This window comes from Alcanivorax sp. MD8A, assembly GCF_002888555.1.
Lineage (GTDB): Bacteria > Pseudomonadota > Gammaproteobacteria > Pseudomonadales > Alcanivoracaceae > Alcanivorax.
In genome coordinates this window covers 1-17310 of record NZ_AQOQ01000033.1, presented here as the reverse complement: position 1 = coordinate 17310, position 17310 = coordinate 1, and the positions used below count along the sequence as shown (strand labels likewise).

Genomic DNA, 17310 nt, shown 5'->3' with positions numbered 1-17310 from the left:
GGTGGGTTTTTCTCTTCCTTGTGGCTTGTGGCTTGTGGCTTGTGGGTTGTAGCTCACAGCTGACAGCTGATAGCTGATAGCTTAAACCGTCAGGATAGACTTGGTTACCGAACCGGTAGCGATCAGTCGCTCTTCGCCGTCGGCATTTACCGCATAGGCTTCCGCGCGCATGGCTGCCAGGGTCCGGCCGATGCGGTCGGCGCGGCCGCGCAGCACTACGGTTTCGCCTTTCTGGGCGGCTCGTAACACGCTGTTGTGGGTCTCGATGGTCACTGGTGCCTGGTTGTCCTTGAGCAGCGGCACCGCGGCAAAGAAACAGGTCACATCCATCAACGCATAGAGAATGCCGCCATGCAGGGCGCCCAACGGGTTGGCGGTAAAATCATTCACCTGAAAGCGGAGCTCGCTGGTGCCTTCCCCTGCATGCAGCAGTTCCAGCTCGCAGGCACGGTGCAGCGGGTGGGCAAGGACATCATCGCGGGCAACATCAAGGCGGCTCATGGGGTTCTCTCTGTGGGGGTGGGGAGCAAACGCGGGCGCTACTTTGCCTGCGCTTTGGTCACTTGTGAATGACCGTGGGGAACCGCCCGGTTTGACCGTGGTCCCAATATTTCGCAAGATATCCGTTCCGCTCTATGGATTAATTCGACGGCGACCCTCATGAAAGCTCTGGTCTGGACATTGCTGCTTGTCATCGGCACTCACGTGCTGGTGCTGGATGCCATGCACCACGAGCACGATGAAGGCGTTGCCTACGAGCAGGTCCAACAGGATGAGGCCCATCAGGATGTGCTGGACCGTGGCGGTGAGCATTGCTGCCAGTGCCATGGCTTCATGACCGGCATCGATTGTGCCCCGGCCCGCCAGCCTGCGCCGGCCCGCCAACTGACAGCCCTGCCCCCGGCCCTGCCGGATGCCCCCGCGGATACCCCTTTCCGCCCACCGATAACCGCCTGATTTTTTCGCACTGAGTGCTGCGCCGACGGGCTTGTTCTGCCCCGGCATGGCGACGTTTTGTGTCTAAAAAATCAGGAGCTTCCCCATGGGAATTCCCACCGCAGTGCGCACCGGCGCGCTGTTTATCCTGCTGTGTGTACAGCAGCCGGCGCTGGCCAGCAGTGCCGCCGATTGGGCGGCCTGGGTCCGCCAACAGGTCAACCAATTGCCCGCCAGTCGTGCCATTGCCGCCCGGCAGGAACAGTGGCTGGCAGACAACCGCAACGCGGCCCAGCCGCTCTATAACCCGGCGCTCAACATCGGGTACGAAGACAGTGTTGATGTGACCAAGACCCTTGGCGTCAGCCAGACCCTGGACTGGTCCGGCAAGGGCCGAGCCCTTGGCGAGGCCCGCCAGCAGCGCGATGCCGTGGCGGTGTTGCGGGCCGACAAGGCCCGCGCCGATCTGCTGGCTCAAAGCCTGCGCGCCCTGGTGGCGTATGACGCAGCCCACGCCCGATTGCTCGCCGCCCGTGAGCAGGAGCGTCAGTTGATGGCACTGGCGGACCTGATGCGGCGCCGTGAACAGGCCGGCGATGTAGGCCAGGTGGATGCCCGCCTGACGATGCTGTCCGTGGGCCAGGCCCAGCAGGCGTTGGCAGAAGCCGAAGCGATGACCACCGCAGCCGTGACCCGCCTGCGCGAAGTCATGGCGCTGTCGTCGCCGGCCTATCCGCTACCGGAAGATGCCACCGTGCAAGGGCTGGCGATACGGGGTGGGGTGGACACGCGGCTGGCCGCCAACTACGACCTGCAACTGGCCGAACAGCAACTGGCGTTGGCCGAGCAGGGCGTGACCGTCGCCGACCGGCAACGCAACAGCGACCCCACCTTGGAAGTGCGTTTCGGCAAGGAAGACGATGCCAACCTGTGGGGCGTGGACTTCAGTCTGCCGCTGAACATTTTCAACAGTGGTAAACCTGCCTACCAGCAAGCGCTGGCAGACAGTGATGCCCAGCGCGCCCTGTTGGAGAAAACCCGCAACGATATCCGGGCCCGTTTGGAAGGGGCTCGCGACAATTTTCGTCAGCAACAGCGGCGTTGGGACACCTGGCAACAACTGGCAGAGAGTCGCCTGGACGACAACGACACCTTGCTGAAACGGGTCTGGGAGCAGGGTGAACTCACCACCCAGAACTATCTATTGGCGCTGAACCAGAGCCTCGACACCCGCCTGTCCGGCATCGCCCTGCGCGAAGCCATGCAACAGGCCTGGATCGAATGGCTCCAGCAAAGCGCTCAGCTGGATGCGTGGTTAACCGCACTGGCGAATCCCTGACACGCCGTAGGCGCGGCGCTTGCGACGCTCCTGCAAAGGCCAAAAAATTGGAAATTTTTATGAAAACGCAAAATAAGTTCATGAAAACGCCATTGGCGATCGCGCTGCTGGCCACCCTTTCCTTCCCTGCCTGGGCGGGTGATGACCACGGTCATGATCACGATACGGCACAGGAAAAAAGCGAATCTCATACCGGGGAATCCCACGACGATCACAATGCCCAGGATGCGCATGGCGACGACAACGCCAGTCATGATCATCAGACCGAACACGGTGAGCAGAATGAGCATGAAGAAACCGGCGTGACCCTGACGTCGGAACAACAAGCCATGCTCAACCTGCAAATCCTCACCCTGCAGCCGCAGCAGAATGCCACCCAAACCCTGACCGTCCCGGCGGAAATCACCAGCAACCAGTACCGCACCTGGGTGGTGCCGGTGCGTATCGACTCCCAGGTGCAGTCACGCAGCGCGACCCTCGGGCAGCACATGACACAAGGCGAGCCCATTGCCACCCTGTTCAGTCCGGCCATGGCCGAGTTGCAAAGCGACCTGCAAGTGGCGGCGGATGCCTGGCGGCGAGTGAACAATCTTGGCCGCCGGACCGTGGGCAACCAGCGCTATCTGGATGCGCAAAGCCAGTACCAGTCTCTGCGTGCCCGGGCCAAAGGCTACGGGCTGGATGACACGGCCATCGCCGCTATCGAAGCGGGAAAAAGCGAAAAAGGGGTCTACACGCTAACCGCCCCGGACGATGGCCTGGTGCTGGACGATGCCTTCCAGCAAGGCCAATGGCTCACTGCCGGTAGCGCCCTGGTCACCCTGGTGGATGAATCGGAACTGTGGGCCGAAGCGGCCTTGCCGCCCAGCCCCGGTTTGCACATCGCTACCGGCACCCCGGCGAAGGTCATCATCGGTGAGACCAAGGTGGCCGGCGAAGTGATTCAGTCTGGTCATCGCCTGAACCCGATTACCCGCACCTTGTCCGTGCGGGTGGCAGTGCCGAATGCCGGGCATCTATTGCACCCGGGCATGTTCGCCGATGTGGCGTTGCTGCTGGCGGCACCGGAGAACGCCCTAACCGTACCGGAAGAAGCGCTCACCCGTGGGCCCGATGGCGATTGGCAATTGTTTGTGGAAGAAGAGTCCGGCCATTACCAGCCGGTAGAAATCGAACTCACCGGTCAGCTCGGTGAACAACGCATCGTGACTGGCATTGAGCCTGGCACGCGCGTGGTCACTCGCGGCGCGTTTTTTCTCGCCAGTGAAATGGCCAAGTCCGGTTTCGACATCCACAACCACTGAGGATCACCGTCATGTTTAATCGACTTGTCGATTGGGCGGTGAACAACCGCCTCATTGTGTTGCTGTTACTGGTCATCACCGTCGGCGTGATCGGCTGGCAATTGCCCAACCTGAAACTGGATGCCTTCCCGGATGTCACCAATGTGCAGGTGCAGGTGAACACCGAAGCGGAAGGGCTGGCTGCCGAAGAAGTGGAGCAGTTGATCACCTACCCCATCGAGGCGGTGATGTATGCGCTGCCCCAGGTGGCCGAGGTGCGTTCCATTTCCAAGACCGGTTTGTCCATCGTCACCGTGGTGTTCGAAGACGGCACCGACATCTACTTCGCCCGGCAATTGGTGTTCGAACGCCTGCAAGCGGCGCGGGAAGATATTCCCGACGGCGTCGGCACCCCGGAGATGGGCCCGAACACCTCCGGGCTGGGTCAGGTCTATCAATACCTGCTCACCGCCAAGCCGGGCGCCAATATCGACGCCATGCAATTGCGCAGCCTTAACGACTGGGTCGTGAAGCTGCTGCTTATGCCCGTGGGTGGGGTTACCGATGTGCTCAGCTACGGCGGCGAAGTGCGCCAGTATCAGGTCAACGTGAATCCCACCCGGTTGCTTGCCTACGACCTGACCCTGCAACACGTCATGGAGGCCATCGCCGCCAACAACCGCAACGCGGGTGGCTGGTATCTGGATCGTGGCGCCGAGCAGTTGGTGATTCGTGGCATGGGCTGGGTGGGCAGTGGTGAGCAGGGTCTGCAAGACATCGCCGCCATTCCGCTGCGCGAAGTGGACGGCACCCAGGTGCGCGTAAGCGATGTGGCCAAGGTGGAATTCGGCGGCGAGATCCGTCAGGGCGCGCTCACCATGACCCGCCGCGACGCCAACGGCGAACCGGAAGCCTTGGGCGAAGTGGTGGCGGGCATCGTGCTCAAGCGCATGGGCGCCAACACCAAGGCCACCATCGATGGCATCAAGGCCCGTGAAGCGCGCATTCAGCAGGCACTGCCTGACGGTGTGGAATTTCAGGTGTTCTACGACCAGGCGGACCTGGTGGAAAAAGCGGTCAGCACCGTGGTCACCGCCTTGCTGCTGGCGTTCGTGTTTATCGTCATCGTATTGGCCCTGTTTCTGATGAACCTTCGCGCCACGGCGCTGGTGTTGTTGTCCATTCCCTTGTCTATCGGGCTGGCCTTGCTGGTCATGGCTAGCCTGGGCATGTCCGCCAACCTGATGTCGCTGGGCGGCCTGGCCGTGGCCATCGGCATGCTGGTGGATGGCTCCGTGGTGATGGTGGAGAACGTCGTCAAACATCTCAGCCAGGGGGCGGGCAGCGATGATGCTCGTGGTGGTATGGCCTTGCGCGTCAAAGATGCCGCCCAGGAAGTGGCGCGCCCGGTGTTCTTCGCAGCCAGCATTATTCTGGTGGTGTTCCTGCCCCTGTTCGCGTTCGAAGGGGTGGAAGCCAAAATGTTTGTGCCCATGGCCATCAGCATCATGCTGGCCATGGCCGCTGCCGTGCTGGTGGCGCTGATCGTGGTGCCGGCACTGGCCGGGTTTCTGTTTCGTGACGGCGTGGAAGAAAAGCCAAACAAACTGATGCAATGGCTGGAAACCCGTTATCGAATCCTGCTGGCGAAAGCGATGCAGGCACGCAAGGTCGTCGTCGGCGGTGCGGTTGGCTTGTTTGCGTTGGCGCTGGCCACCACTCCCTTTATCGGCACCGAGTTCGTGCCGGTACTGGAAGAGGGCACCCTGGCCCTGCGTGTCACCCTGGCGCCGTCCTCCAGTCTCGACACCGCCTTGAATGTGGGGCAAAAACTGGAAAAGGAAATCCTGACCTTCCCGGAAGTCACCTACGCACTCAGCCGTGTAGGGCGTGCGGAAATCGGCGGTGACCCGGAGCCGGTAAGCAACGTGGAAATCTATATCGGCCTCAAGCCAGTCAGCGAATGGGAAAGCGCCAGTTCTCGGCAAGCACTGCAGGAAAAAATTCAGCAGCGGCTGGAAGTGCACCCCGGCCTGCTGTTCAACTTTTCCCAGCCCATCGCCATGCGCGTGGACGAACTGCTCTCCGGCGTCAAAGCGCAACTGGCCATCAAACTGTTCGGTCCGGATCTCGACGTGCTGCAGGAAAAAGGCGAAGCCATCACCCAGGCCGTGAAAGCCGTCGACGGCGCTACCGACGTGCAACTGGAACAGATCGCCGGTGAAGCCCAACTGGTGGTCACCCCGGACCGCAACGCTCTCAGCCGTTACGGCCTGAGCGTCAATCAAGTCATGGATCTGGTCAGCAACGGCCTTGGCGGCGGCAGCGCCGGGCAGGTGATCAACGGCAACGAACGCTACGACATCTACGTGCGTCTGGAACAAAACGCCCGCAACAACGCGGAGGCCATCCGCAACCTGCGCCTGAAAGCCGCCGACGGTGCCTGGGTGCGGCTCATGGATGTGGCAGATGTCGATCTGGTGTCCGGCCCACCGCAAATCAGCCGCGACGACGTGCAACGCCGTGTGGTCATCCAGGCCAACGTGGCCGGGCGAGACATGGGCTCGGTGGTCGCCGACATCCAGCAAGCCATCGCCAAGGAAGTGGACCTCCCCCCCGGCTACAGCGTGGACATCGGCGGCCAATACGAAAACCAGCAGCGCGCCCAGCAACGCCTGGCCATGGTGGTCCCTGTCGCGGTCGGCCTCATTGCCCTGCTGCTCTACTTCGCCTTCGGCTCCGTCGCTCAGGCCGCGCTGATTCTGGTGAATGTGCCGTTGGCGCTGATCGGCGGCATCCTCGCATTAGCCCTCAGCGGCCAGTACCTGTCTGTGCCCAGCTCCGTGGGCTTTATCACCCTGTTCGGGGTGGCGGTGCTCAATGGGGTCGTGATGGTGGAGGCCATCAACCACCGTCTGCGAGATGGCGAAACCCTGGACACCGCTATCTTTGAAGGTGCTGTGTCGCGTTTGAGGCCTGTTTTGATGACCGCGCTGACCTCCATGCTGGGGTTGATTCCCATGTTGCTGGCTACGGGGGTGGGCAGTGAGGTGCAGCGACCGCTGGCGGTGGTGATTGTGGGCGGGTTGGTGTCGGCTACGGCACTGACGTTGTTGGTATTGCCGAGTCTTTATGCGGTGTTTTCGAAAGAGAAGGCGGCGGAATTGCAGCGATAAGCCTCTACCCCCGGCCTTCCTGGCCGGGGGTAACTTCCTTTTTTCACCCGCGCGCAAGTTGAATTTGTAGGATATGGATTGCATAAATTTGTAAGCTGCTGAGTTAAAGTGGTTTTTTGGAAAAGTGGGTGCAAGAAAAGTCTGAGTAAAAATTTCCGTTCAACACGCAAGTGCAATAAAAGTCGGTTGGGAATGATTCTTTCCTGTGGGGTAAGCCACTGATTGGTATACGGGTTGATGTGATTTTTGGGTTAGTGCTGATCGGGGATATACAGAAAAGTGTTATATCGCATCTGCAATTGAATAAACTGTTATGCGACTAGAAGGCAGGGCAAATCAATTGGTTGAGTTGGTTCCTATAACAAGAGCAAAGTGGAAAAAGCCCACATATAGTGGCCATTACGATGATGGCGCTAAGTACTACGAAGGGATTCGTTGCAAGTGTTTTAGGTGCGAGATTTCATTCGTTTTTACGCCCAGGGATCAAAAATAATGCTTTGAAGAGAAAGGGAGATTTCCTGGCTGGCTTCCATCTTTATGCCAAGAGTGCAAAGACCATTGGCTAAATGCACGGGAATTGGAGAAAAAGTTTAGCTCGGATTGGTATGCCGGACACATATCAAGCGAGGATGAGCGTTATTTTCTTCAATGCTGGCTTTCTGCAGTTGAGGGTGCTTCGTCATACCGAAGGAAGGGATATGACGATAAGTTTGGTTTAATAAAAAAGCGCCTTCGCGAGATTGAGGGAGGCGCATAACAAGGGCCTGCAAGCCGACCTTCGGCGGCTGTGCTGGGCGTTACATGAGTCTCTCTTCAAGCTGACCACATGAAAGAAGTTGAACGGATTATCAGAGTTGATCATGCAGGCGAAAGAGGTGCCATAGGAATCTATAGCGCTCAATTGCTTGTATCCCGGCTTCTGTATAAAGATTTGGTGAAGGCACTTGAAGAGATGCTCAGCCATGAGCGAGAGCATTACGCTACGTTCAATCGGCTTCTTAAGGAACGGGAGATTCGCCACTGCTACGGACTAACTGTCTGGGCATTAGGGGGTTGGGTGTTAGGTATTATTACTGCCATTCTAGGGCGTAATGCTATCTGGATTTGTACAAACTCAATAGAAACAACGGTGCTTCATCATTTGCATTGGCAATTGGCGTTCTTGGAGCTTCATGATGCTGAAGCGTATGCTGCTGTTTTGAGCATCAAACAAGACGAAGAAGAGCATCAAGAGATGGGGGAGACAAATGGTAGCGATTCTATTGTCTATAAGCCAATTTTCTGGCTTGTTCAGTGGTCAACGAAGTTTGCTATTTGGCTTTCGACCAAGCTGTAGATCGTGTAACAAGGCGCTGCTGCCGACAAGCGGCAGAGCGCGGCGTTAAATCCAGGGAGAGCATGCAAACATGGAAAAAGTAGTCACTGGTCTGCTGGTGCTTGTCGGCATCATTCATCTCCTGCCCGTTTCGGGAGTGCTGGGCGTGAAGCGTCTTGCTGCTTTGTATGGTGTTTCTCTAGGGGAGCCCAACCTCGAAATCCTGATGCGTCACCGGGCCATCCTGTTTGGGCTTCTCGGTTTATTATTGATCTATGCTGCGTTTCAACCCTCGCTGCAATCAATCTCCATTGTCGCGGGCGTTATCAGTGTCGTGTCTTTCATCGCTATTGCATGGTCGGTGGGCGGCTACAATGACGCTATTCGCAAGGTCGTCATCGCAGACATTATCGCTACCGCCGGGCTTGTTGTTGCAGCGATAATCCATGCCGTCAGCCGCAATCAAATTTAACGGAGCACGAGAGCCAAGTCTTGCCCCGTGCCTTGGATGGCAAAAGGCCGGAACGGCCCCTAATGTCTACTTGAATCATTCCCTGTAGGCCCCGCTGCCGCCATCCTGTCGTGTTGTCCCTTGTGCTGTTATGAAATAGTGATCCTGCGTCAGAGTCATAAGGAAGGGCGGGGTGATTCGCAGGATTCGGTTGGACAAGGGCTGGTATCAGGCGGCGTTGATTGCCGCTGGCAGTGCTTCCCAAGACTGACCATGATGGTATGGCTATCTCGGGTCGCTGACTCGAGGAACACGTGACTCAGGCTTTGCGTCGTGCGCTTAAAGTGACAGTGATATCGCCTTGACGGGTATCTCCAGTCGACACTGACACCCTCCTTCCGATCGGTTTTCCCATTCCACCGTAGCGCCGATTTCCGTGGCCCGAAATCGGATATTGGTGAGTCCCATTCCCGGTGAGTCGCCGGTTTTCGGCAAGCCGGGGCCATTATCCTGCAGTGTCAGAGCCAGGGTGTGGTGGCTTGCCTCGCAGTGCAAACGGACTGGCCCCTGGTTGGCATGCTTGATGATGTTGGAGGTTAGTTCGCGAAGGATGCGGCTCAGGTGGTAGGCCTTCTTGGGGTCGGCGGGCAGGTCGGGGGTGTTGCCGCTAACGGTGGCCTCAAACGGAATGCGTGCGTGAGCCAGGCGGTTTTCTGTTTCGCTGAGCGTGTTGCTCACCAGCTCGTTCAGAGGGATCACGTCGCGGGTACTTTGGTTGACGGTTTCCCGCAGGGAAGACAGCGCTTCCCGGGCCAGCAGGGATTTTTCGTCTTCCGCGCGCGAGTGCAGGATAGAGAGCAGCTTTGCGCCCACGTCATCGTGCAGGTCCCGGTAGACTTTCTGGCGTTCTTGCTGGGCATGATTGTGCAGTGCGAGGGCGTGATTTTCTGCGTAGCTTTGCTCCAGCGAGGCGGACACTTCCGCCACCCGTTTTTCCAGTTGGCTGTTGAGGGTTTCGCTGCTGTTGAGTGCGCGCACGAAGGTACGTACCAGGTGGATAAACATGAGTATCAGCAATACGGCGAATCCGTATTGCATGTAGGTGCCTTCCGGCAGCCCGCCCGGTTGCCGGGCAGCGACCTGGAAGGCGTAGATATCGTGCAGGACCAGAGCCGCAATAATCAGAAATCCGGGGATCAACACCAGCAGTTCGCGACTACGTTTACGAATGGCCATGCGTGTGCCAATAACGAGCAGGTAGACCACCAGCCCCAGATGCATGCCATGGACCAGGGTGATCACCAGTGAGTGCAGGTGCATTGGCATGCTGAACAGCAGCACCGCTGAGAGTAGTACTGCAATGATGGCGGTGAATTTGAGTCGTGGCCGCTCCAGCTTCATCAACTCGTAGAGAAACATGAACAGGAAGAAGCCGGATAAATCGACACAGTAAAAGGCGAAGCGAAGCCAGCTGCCGTGGTCGAAGGGGGCAAACGGTATGGCCAGATAGAACATGACCACCGACCAGCTGAAGCAGAGCAGTGAGAAATACAAATAGAGCCGGTCCTTGCGGCGTAGCAACCAGATGAAAAGGGTAAGACTACCCATGATCAGACAGGTAATCATGCTCCATTCGGCGATGTGGATTTTCTGCCGGACGGCTTGCTGGTAGTGGGTTTGCAGAGCGGTTTGCGCGCCCAGGAAGACTGGCGATAGCACCGCGTTGGGTTCGCCGCTGCGTATGCGCACCAGCAGCTGGTTGCCGGTCTCTTGCCAGAAGAGCGCGGGAATGGCCGTATAAAACGGATGGTTCCAGCCCGTGGATTCCAGACCATCGAGCCGTTCGGTGCTGCCGACCCGGTGACCGTTAAGGTATACGGTGATATCAAATACATGATGGGCGACATAAAGGCTGTCGCGCTGGTCGGCGGGGAGGGCCTCCACGGGGAAGCGAAACCAGAAGGTGCCCGTTGTCTGCCGGGCGGAGCCGGAAAATGGCAAGCCGGTTTCCTGCCAGCCGCTCAGGGGAGGCTGGTCTGTAGGGTGTTCTGTATAGGCGACTTGCCCCTGGGTAATGGCGTGATAGGGACTGTCGGCATAGGCCAGGCCGGTCAGCAGTAGAATCGAGAGGCCCAGTAAAACGTGAAAAGCGCGCATTCTTGTTGTTCTGCGGTGATCGGTTTGCGGCAAATGTAGCATGAATCCCGGTGCTGCAGTGGCGTGATGATGACCCATTGAGGCCTTGCTTCCGTCACAACGTTGTCTTCGCGCTATGGTACAGTAGCGCATCCTTCCCAACCGGATGTTTGTCCATGCTCCTTTATCTTCTCGTGGCCTGCGATGGCCTGGATGAAAAACAGGAAAAGGCCCTCAAGCGTTGCCGGTCTGATGTGCAGGCGGCATTGCAGGCATATGCGGAAGAGAACCCTGACAGCCAGGTCACGGTGATCGACGAGTGTGACAGCGAGGAGTGCGAAGACTGGCGTCTGGGGATCCAGCAGCCGGTGAAGAAGGCGGCCCAGATCAAGCCGGCGGTGCAGCTGTTCAATGACCTGGCCAAACAATACCGCGTTGATTGCGAGGTGGGCTCGGTGGAGGACGGCGAGTTCGAGCCGGTGAGTTATTTCGGCCAGCGCGAAGGGCAGGGGGATGCGTTTCTGATTGGGGCGTATCTGGGCTTGTAATCCTCCCGCCTGCTGCTCCTCCCCTCTGTGTCCGTTCTTTTTTGTTTTCCCTGATCGGCCACGAATGTCGCCGAATTCTGCAGAATCTGGCAAGAAATCGACAGTATCCGGTGGCCGGTCGGGGTCATCGCTCCCTTACCATGGTGCTCTCTCTGGCGCGGTGTTCACGGCGCCGTCGTTAGTGTTTCCAGTGAAATCCATTCCCGGGAGAGTCTATGAAAACCGTCGGTTACGCGGCTTTTTCCTCCGATGCCCACATGCAGCCCTATCATTTTGAGCGGCGTGCCTTGCGCGGCAATGATGTGGCCATCGAAATTCTGTTCAGCGGCATTTGCCATTCCGATTTGCATACGGTGAACGGCGACTGGGGCGACCAGCATTACCCGTTGGTGCCCGGCCACGAAATCATTGGCCGGGTGATTGAGGTTGGCCCACAGGTCACCCGTTATCAGGTGGGCGATAACGTGGGCGTGGGCTGCATGGTGGACAGCTGCCAGGCCTGTGATCAGTGTGACCATGGTGAAGAGCAGTATTGCCGCCATGGTATGACCCCGACTTATGGCTCGCCGGACCGCATTGATGGCGAGATCACCCAGGGCGGTTATGCCAAGCATATCGTGGTGCGGGAAGAGTTCGTGTTGCGGGTGCCGGATGCCCTGGACTTGTCCCGTGCGGCGCCGATTCTGTGCGCCGGGATTACCACCTTTTCCCCGCTGCGTACCTGGAAGGTGGGCAAGGGCAGCCGCGTCGGGGTGATTGGCCTGGGTGGCCTTGGCCATATGGCGGTGAAGCTGGCGGTGGCCATGGGCGCCGAGGTGACTGTGCTGAGCCGCTCTGCCCGCAAGGCAGAAGAAGCGCAAAGTCTTGGCGCCACCGGGGTGCTGGTGTCCACCGATGAGGTCGCCATGGAGGCCGCTGAGTCCTCACTGGATCTGATCATCGACACCGTGCCGGTACGGCATGACCTGAACCCCTACGTTCCCTTGCTGGATGTGGATGGCACTCTGGTGATTGTTGGCCAGGTGGGTGACATGGATCAGTTTGAATCGGCGCCGATGATCTTTGGCCGCCGCCGGGTAGCCGGGTCGCTGATTGGTGGCATTCAGGAAACCCAGGAGGTGCTGGATTTTTGTGCCGAACATGGGATTCATCCGGTCTGTGAAATCATTCGTCCGGATCAGGTGAATGATGCCTACGACGTGATGGTGAAGGGGGATATCGCCCATCGCTATGTGATGGACATGTCCAGCCTGAGTGTGGCGGACTGAGTCAGTCAGGTAACAAAAACGGGGCCTTCATGGCCCCGTTATTTTTTAGAGGATAGAGCGCAGGCAAGGCAGCGTCTCAGGAGCCATGAATGCCGGCATCGTTTCGCCGCTGGTGAGCCTGAGTGCCCCGTTCCTCGTTGTGGGCTTCTCGCGATCTTTTCTGCCGTGGTATTTTCATGGAAGGATAATTTTTTCAGGGAGAAAAGAATGAAAAAGCCATGGTTTGTCGGCGTTGCGTTTTGTGCACTGACGTTATCGTCAGCCGTGTTTGCCTCGCAAAGTGTTTACGGGACGTTGAAGGGGGGCTGGTCAGATCTGGATGCTCGGGATATTCCTTCTGGTGTAGATACCACGGATGCCAGTTTCTCATTGCTGGTGGGTGTCAGCTTCCCGCTGGATCGCCATGACACCTTTTCGTTGGGGCTGGAAGGTGGCGGGGTGTGGTTGGGAAGTTTTGGCAATGACAGTGAGGTCGAACTTTCCGGTATCGAAGCCGCGGTAATGGGTAAAGCCCATGTGGCCAACGGCACAGATGTGTTTTTGCGCGCCGGCGCCTTGCGCTGGGAGGCAGATCTTGATCACGGCAGTGATGACGACGGCACTGACGGTTTCTGGGGGCTAGGTTTCACCTACGGGCTGGATAAACTGAAGTTCCGCGGCAGTGTGGACCGCTATTCGCTGGATGAGGTGGATGTGGAAACCTACACACTGGGCCTGGAGTACCCTTTCAACTAAGTGTGGGAAAGAGTGTGAGAGCGGGCCATGTTAAAGGAATGATGGAGACCATTCGTCGGCATTGTAATGCCTGAAGTGTGTGCTGAGCCGTTTCAGGATGAGGGCTGCAGGCGACAATGAAGTTACATCCGCCCGGCGGCTCAGCATGACAGGGAAGCGGTGCCTCACGTTATCTGTTCAGCACTTCCTGCGCGGCGCGAATGCCGGATTGCAGAGCGCCATCCAGGTAGCCGCACCACCGGGTTGCGGTTTCGGTGCCGGCCCAGTGAATTCGTCCGCAGGGCTCGCGCAGGGTATCACCGAAGGACGTGATGACCCCGGGGGCGGTGTGGGCCACGTAGCAGCCGCGGCTCCAGGGTTCTGCAGTCCAGTCCTGTTCTACATAGGCGATGGGGTGAGCGGCATCTGGCCCAAAGTAGTGAACCAGATCGCTTATCACCTGCTGGCGCCGGGTGGCTTCATCGGTGGCGCTCATCGCGATCGCATGGTCGGCGTCGATAAAGCCCACCAGAACGCCCATGCCGTCATCATCCAGAGACTGATCGAACACAACATTGAACACCCGGTTGTTACTGACCACACCACCATTGAGGCCACGCAGGCGCCAGAAAGCGCGCTCGTAGGCGACATGGATCTTGATCACCGAGCCCATGGGCATGCGTTCCAGTAGCGCGTTGCGCTTGGCGGGGAGTGGCTGGTTATAGCGAATCTTGGCGGCGAGCACCGGTGGGATGGCCATGATCAGGTGCCGGGCGCGGTAGGTGTGGCCGTTGCTGATGACGCTGACACCGTCGTGGTGTTGTTCCACCGCGTGCACCGGTGAATCAAGCTGCACACTGTCGCCCAGTTGCGCGGCCATGCGTTGGGGGATTTGCCAGGCGCCGCCAGCAAATTTGTCCTGCTGTGCACCTCCTTCTATACCAATCAGGCTTTCAAGGCTTTCCCCTTGGCGCAGATATTCGAGAAAGCACAGGTACGAGACCTGGCGAGGTTCGGCGCAGAGCACCGCGCGGGTGATGGTGCGGGCGAATTCGCGAGCGCCGCGGGTGTGGACATGTTTGAGTATCCAGCTTTCCAGGGTTTGCGAGTCCCATTGCCGTGCTTTGGCGGCGAGCCAGGGCTCTGCTGTGACTGGCAGGCTGCGCATTTCCTTGTTCCAGCGCCGTTGCAGCAGGGCCAGCTCCATCAGCGACAGGAACGGAAGTTTGGGGATGTCCGAGGTGAAGGTGCTGACGTTGTCATCCAGGGAAAGGATGCTGGCCCCGGCGGTGTATTGGGACAGGGTTTTGACGCCGAGGGCGCTGGCCTGCTCCAGCAGCACGGTTTGTTGCGGGCCCACCCACTGGCCGCCCAGATCGATGGTCTGGCCAGCGATTTCACCGGGCATTGAGCGCCCGCCGACCCGGTCGCGTGCTTCCAGAACCCTTACGCGTTTGCCTGCCTGCTGTAGCTCAAGGGCAGCCTTGAGCCCGGCAAGGCCTGCGCCAACGATGATGACATCCTGCTCCAGATCGGTATGGTTCATGGTGTTCTCGCACATTGTCCGTGTTGGATTTATAATTTAATAAACGCGTTTATTAAAATCAAGCCATGACCTCGACCAAGACCAAAAAGGCCCGCCGTGGCCGTCCGCCCCGCACCAGCCAGCAGGCTCAGGACAGCCGCCAAAGGATCATTGCCGCCGCCCGTGCCTTGTTTGCCGAGGAGGGTTATCACGGTGTGTCCATGCGCAAGATTGCTGCGCGGGCAGAGTGTTCCCCCGCGGCGTTGTATCAATTGTTCCCCGGTAAGCGTCAGCTGCTGTTGCATATCTGGAATGAAATCTTTGTGGCGCTGATCGACGCGTTGCATCAGTGCTACGCCACGGCGCCGGTGGAAGACCGCTTGGAAACCATGTGTCTGCTGTACATTGATTTCTGGCTGTCGCGGCCGGATGACTACCGGGCCATTTTCCTGATTGAGGATCACCCTCAAGCGGATGGCGACAGTTACTTTGTGGACAGCTCGGGAGTGCAGGAAGGGCTGCAGATTTTTCGCCAGGCCATTGAAGACGCTCAGGCGCACGGCGCGTTGCGCGCGGGCGATGCGGATGAGATGCAGAGTGTGCTGTTGTGCGGTATGCAGGGGGTGGCCATGAACCTGATTACCATCCCCGAATTCCCCTGGGGGAAGCCGGAGGTAATCCGGTTGGCCACCGTTCGTGCGTTACTGGCGGGGCTTCGGTAGCGGCGCCGGCTAGCCGGCGCGCACTTGCCCGCGAATCATATCGACGGCCTTTTCGGCAATCATCATCACCGGCGCATTGGTGTTGCCCCCGATCAGGGTGGGCATGATCGAGGCGTCGATGACGCGCAGGCCATCGATGCCATGCACGCGCAGTTGCGGGTCCACCACGGCGGCTTCATCGGTCCCCATCTTGCACGAGCCCACCGGGTGGTAGACGGTGTCGGTGCGTTGTCGGATGACGGCGCGAATCTCGTCGTCACTGTTCACGTTTTCGGTGAACATGTCTTTTTTGATCCAGCGTTTGAGTGACGGGGCGTGCATGAGGTCGCGGGTGATCTTGTAGCCGGCGACCATGTCTTCCAGATCTTGTGGATTCTCCAGAAACGCCGGGTCGATCAGTGGCAGGTCATCGGGGTTGGCGCTGGCCAGCTGGACGCTGCCGCGGCTGCGCGGGCGCAGCAGGCACACATGGCAGGAATACCCCTGGGTGAAGTGCAGTTTGCGGCCGTGGTCGTCCACCAGGGCGGTGACCATGTGCAGCTGGATATCTGGTGCCGAGAGTTCGGGGCGGGTTTTCAGGAAGGCACCGGCTTCGGCAAAGTTGGAGGTCCACAATCCGCGCCGGGTCTTGCGGTAGGTGGCCATGGCCTTGAGGGCCCGCCAGATGCCGCCAAGGGAAAAACCAAAGGTGTCCGGGCTGTCGGTGGTGTAGCCGAAGATAAAGTCCGGGTGGTCTTGCAGGTTCTTGCCCACGCCGGGCAGGTGATGCACCACGGGGATGCCGTGTTGTTTCAGCTCGGCTTCGTCACCGATGCCGGACAGCATCAGCAGTTGTGGTGACTGGAATGCCCCGGCGGAGAGCAGGACTTCCTTGCGGGCGCGGAAGGTACGTGTCTGGTTACCTTGCTTGAATTCCACGCCGACGGCGCGTTTGTCTTCCACTATGATGCGTTGCACCTGGGCGAGGGTTTCCACTTGCAGGTTGGGGCGATTCAGGTGCGGGAACAGGTAGGCGCGGGCGCTGCTCCAGCGCTCGCCATTTTTCTGCGTCACCTGAAATACCCCGGCGCCTTCCTGTTCTTCCCCGTTGAAGTCATCGGTGATGGGGATGTCGCATTCGCGCGCGGCATTCAGAAAGTAATCGTGAAACGGGCTGTCCGTGCGGATATCGCTGACGCTGAGCGGGCCATCGTTGCCGTGGTAATCATTGCGCAGGCGTTCGTTGCCTTCGCTGAGCCGGAAGTAGGGCAGCACATCCTGGTAGGACCACCCCTTGTTGCCCAGTGCCGCCCACTGGTCGTAGTCCTCGCGGTGACCGCGAATATAGACCATGGCATTGATGGCAGAGGAGCCGCCCAGGCATTTGCCGCGCGGCTGGAAACCCTGGCGACCGTTCAGGCCTTTTTGTGGCACGGTTTCCATCAGCCAGTTGTTCACCGGCTTGGCCAGCATGGCCACGGCCCCGGCGGGGACGTTGACCAGCAGGCCGTCCCCTTTGCCGCCGGCTTCCAGCAGGCACACGCGGGTGTCGGGGTCTTCGCTCAGTCGCCCGGCCAGGGCGCACCCGGCTGAGCCGCCACCGATGATGAGGTAATCGAATTCGTTGTCCATGCGGGCTTCCCTGTTCTTTGTTATTGGGGGTCGCGTTTATTGAGGCGGTTGTCCTCTTGGGCCCTGGCGGTCGCGCCCAGACTGTTATCAGCCTAGGTGGGTCGCGCCGGGGAGTCGACCGGTAATCTGTTAAGTCAGGTTAGCACCCGCGGGTTGAGACGATAATTGTAATTTGTATCACTCTGTGCGGATCTCTGAACGGGATGGTCAACGGCAGACCGGCTCAGTGGGTGAGGGCATGGGCGACCCAGCCACCCAGGGAGCCTCTGAATAACTCCTTGCATGC

General features: G+C 59.0%; 14 protein-coding genes. 10 read left to right on the top strand and 4 right to left on the bottom strand.

The window, feature by feature from the left end:
* Nucleotides 1–81 precede the first annotated feature (81 nt).
* Entirely contained in the window at nucleotides 82–501 is a 420-nt protein-coding gene (locus A15D_RS14235; RefSeq protein WP_022984897.1) for a PaaI family thioesterase, read from the bottom strand.
* A 159-nt stretch (nucleotides 502–660) separates the two neighbouring features.
* Between A15D_RS14235 and A15D_RS14230 the strand changes: the two genes are divergently transcribed.
* The 6 genes from A15D_RS14230 (at nucleotide 661) to A15D_RS14205 (ending at nucleotide 8521) form a co-directional block, all read left to right on the top strand.
* The gene (locus A15D_RS14230) at nucleotides 661–957 is read left to right on the top strand and encodes a hypothetical protein (protein WP_022984896.1); all 297 of its coding nucleotides are present in this window, start codon (nucleotides 661–663) and stop codon (nucleotides 955–957) included.
* Between the two features lie 85 nt (nucleotides 958–1042).
* Nucleotides 1043–2275 (top strand): TolC family protein, encoded by a 1233-nt coding sequence (locus A15D_RS14225; protein WP_022984895.1) that lies wholly within the window; start codon nucleotides 1043–1045, stop codon nucleotides 2273–2275.
* Between the two features lie 59 nt (nucleotides 2276–2334).
* The gene (locus tag A15D_RS14220; protein WP_022984894.1) at nucleotides 2335–3579 is read left to right on the top strand and encodes an efflux RND transporter periplasmic adaptor subunit; all 1245 of its coding nucleotides are present in this window, start codon (nucleotides 2335–2337) and stop codon (nucleotides 3577–3579) included.
* An 11-nt stretch (nucleotides 3580–3590) separates the two neighbouring features.
* Nucleotides 3591–6734, top strand: a complete 3144-nt coding sequence (locus tag A15D_RS14215) for an efflux RND transporter permease subunit (protein WP_102792473.1) — start codon at nucleotides 3591–3593, stop codon at nucleotides 6732–6734.
* Nucleotides 6735–7560: 826 nt separating this feature from the next.
* A complete protein-coding gene (locus A15D_RS14210) occupies nucleotides 7561–8070 on the top strand; it encodes a demethoxyubiquinone hydroxylase family protein (RefSeq protein ID WP_102792472.1) in 510 nt (169 codons plus the stop codon).
* Between the two features lie 70 nt (nucleotides 8071–8140).
* Nucleotides 8141–8521 carry a phosphopantetheine adenylyltransferase gene (locus A15D_RS14205; RefSeq protein WP_102792471.1) on the top strand — a complete coding sequence of 127 codons (381 nt, stop codon included), beginning with the start codon at nucleotides 8141–8143 and terminating at the stop codon, nucleotides 8519–8521.
* 318 nt (nucleotides 8522–8839) lie between these two features.
* Here A15D_RS14205 and A15D_RS14200 read toward each other — a convergent pair whose 3' ends face one another.
* A complete protein-coding gene (locus A15D_RS14200) occupies nucleotides 8840–10657 on the bottom strand; it encodes a 7TM diverse intracellular signaling domain-containing protein (RefSeq protein WP_158245818.1) in 1818 nt (605 codons plus the stop codon).
* Between the two features lie 155 nt (nucleotides 10658–10812).
* On the opposite strand from A15D_RS14200, the gene A15D_RS14195 reads away from it, so the two are divergent.
* The 3 genes from A15D_RS14195 to A15D_RS14185 all read left to right on the top strand — a co-directional run bounded on the left by A15D_RS14195 (nucleotide 10813) and on the right by A15D_RS14185 (nucleotide 13187).
* The gene (locus tag A15D_RS14195) at nucleotides 10813–11184 is read left to right on the top strand and encodes a hypothetical protein (protein ID WP_102792469.1); all 372 of its coding nucleotides are present in this window, start codon (nucleotides 10813–10815) and stop codon (nucleotides 11182–11184) included.
* A 215-nt stretch (nucleotides 11185–11399) separates the two neighbouring features.
* Complete coding sequence (locus A15D_RS14190; RefSeq protein ID WP_102792468.1) at nucleotides 11400–12452, top strand: NAD(P)-dependent alcohol dehydrogenase; 1053 nt, start codon at nucleotides 11400–11402, stop codon at nucleotides 12450–12452.
* A gap of 207 nt (nucleotides 12453–12659) precedes the next feature.
* Nucleotides 12660–13187, top strand: a complete 528-nt coding sequence (locus tag A15D_RS14185; RefSeq protein WP_102792467.1) for an outer membrane beta-barrel protein — start codon at nucleotides 12660–12662, stop codon at nucleotides 13185–13187.
* A 169-nt stretch (nucleotides 13188–13356) separates the two neighbouring features.
* Here the strand turns inward: A15D_RS14185 and A15D_RS14180 are convergent, their stop codons facing one another.
* Nucleotides 13357–14712, bottom strand: coding sequence for a flavin monoamine oxidase family protein (locus A15D_RS14180; RefSeq protein WP_031226229.1), 1356 nt, complete (start codon nucleotides 14710–14712; stop codon nucleotides 13357–13359).
* Nucleotides 14713–14777: 65 nt separating this feature from the next.
* Here A15D_RS14180 and A15D_RS14175 point away from each other — a divergent pair, with 65 nt between their 5' ends.
* Nucleotides 14778–15413 (top strand): TetR/AcrR family transcriptional regulator, encoded by a 636-nt coding sequence (locus A15D_RS14175; RefSeq protein ID WP_022984881.1) that lies wholly within the window; start codon nucleotides 14778–14780, stop codon nucleotides 15411–15413.
* Nucleotides 15414–15422: 9 nt separating this feature from the next.
* On the opposite strand, the gene A15D_RS14170 is transcribed toward A15D_RS14175, so the two are convergent.
* Nucleotides 15423–17024, bottom strand: a complete 1602-nt coding sequence (locus tag A15D_RS14170; protein ID WP_022984880.1) for a GMC family oxidoreductase — start codon at nucleotides 17022–17024, stop codon at nucleotides 15423–15425.
* Nucleotides 17025–17310: the final 286 nt, after the last annotated feature.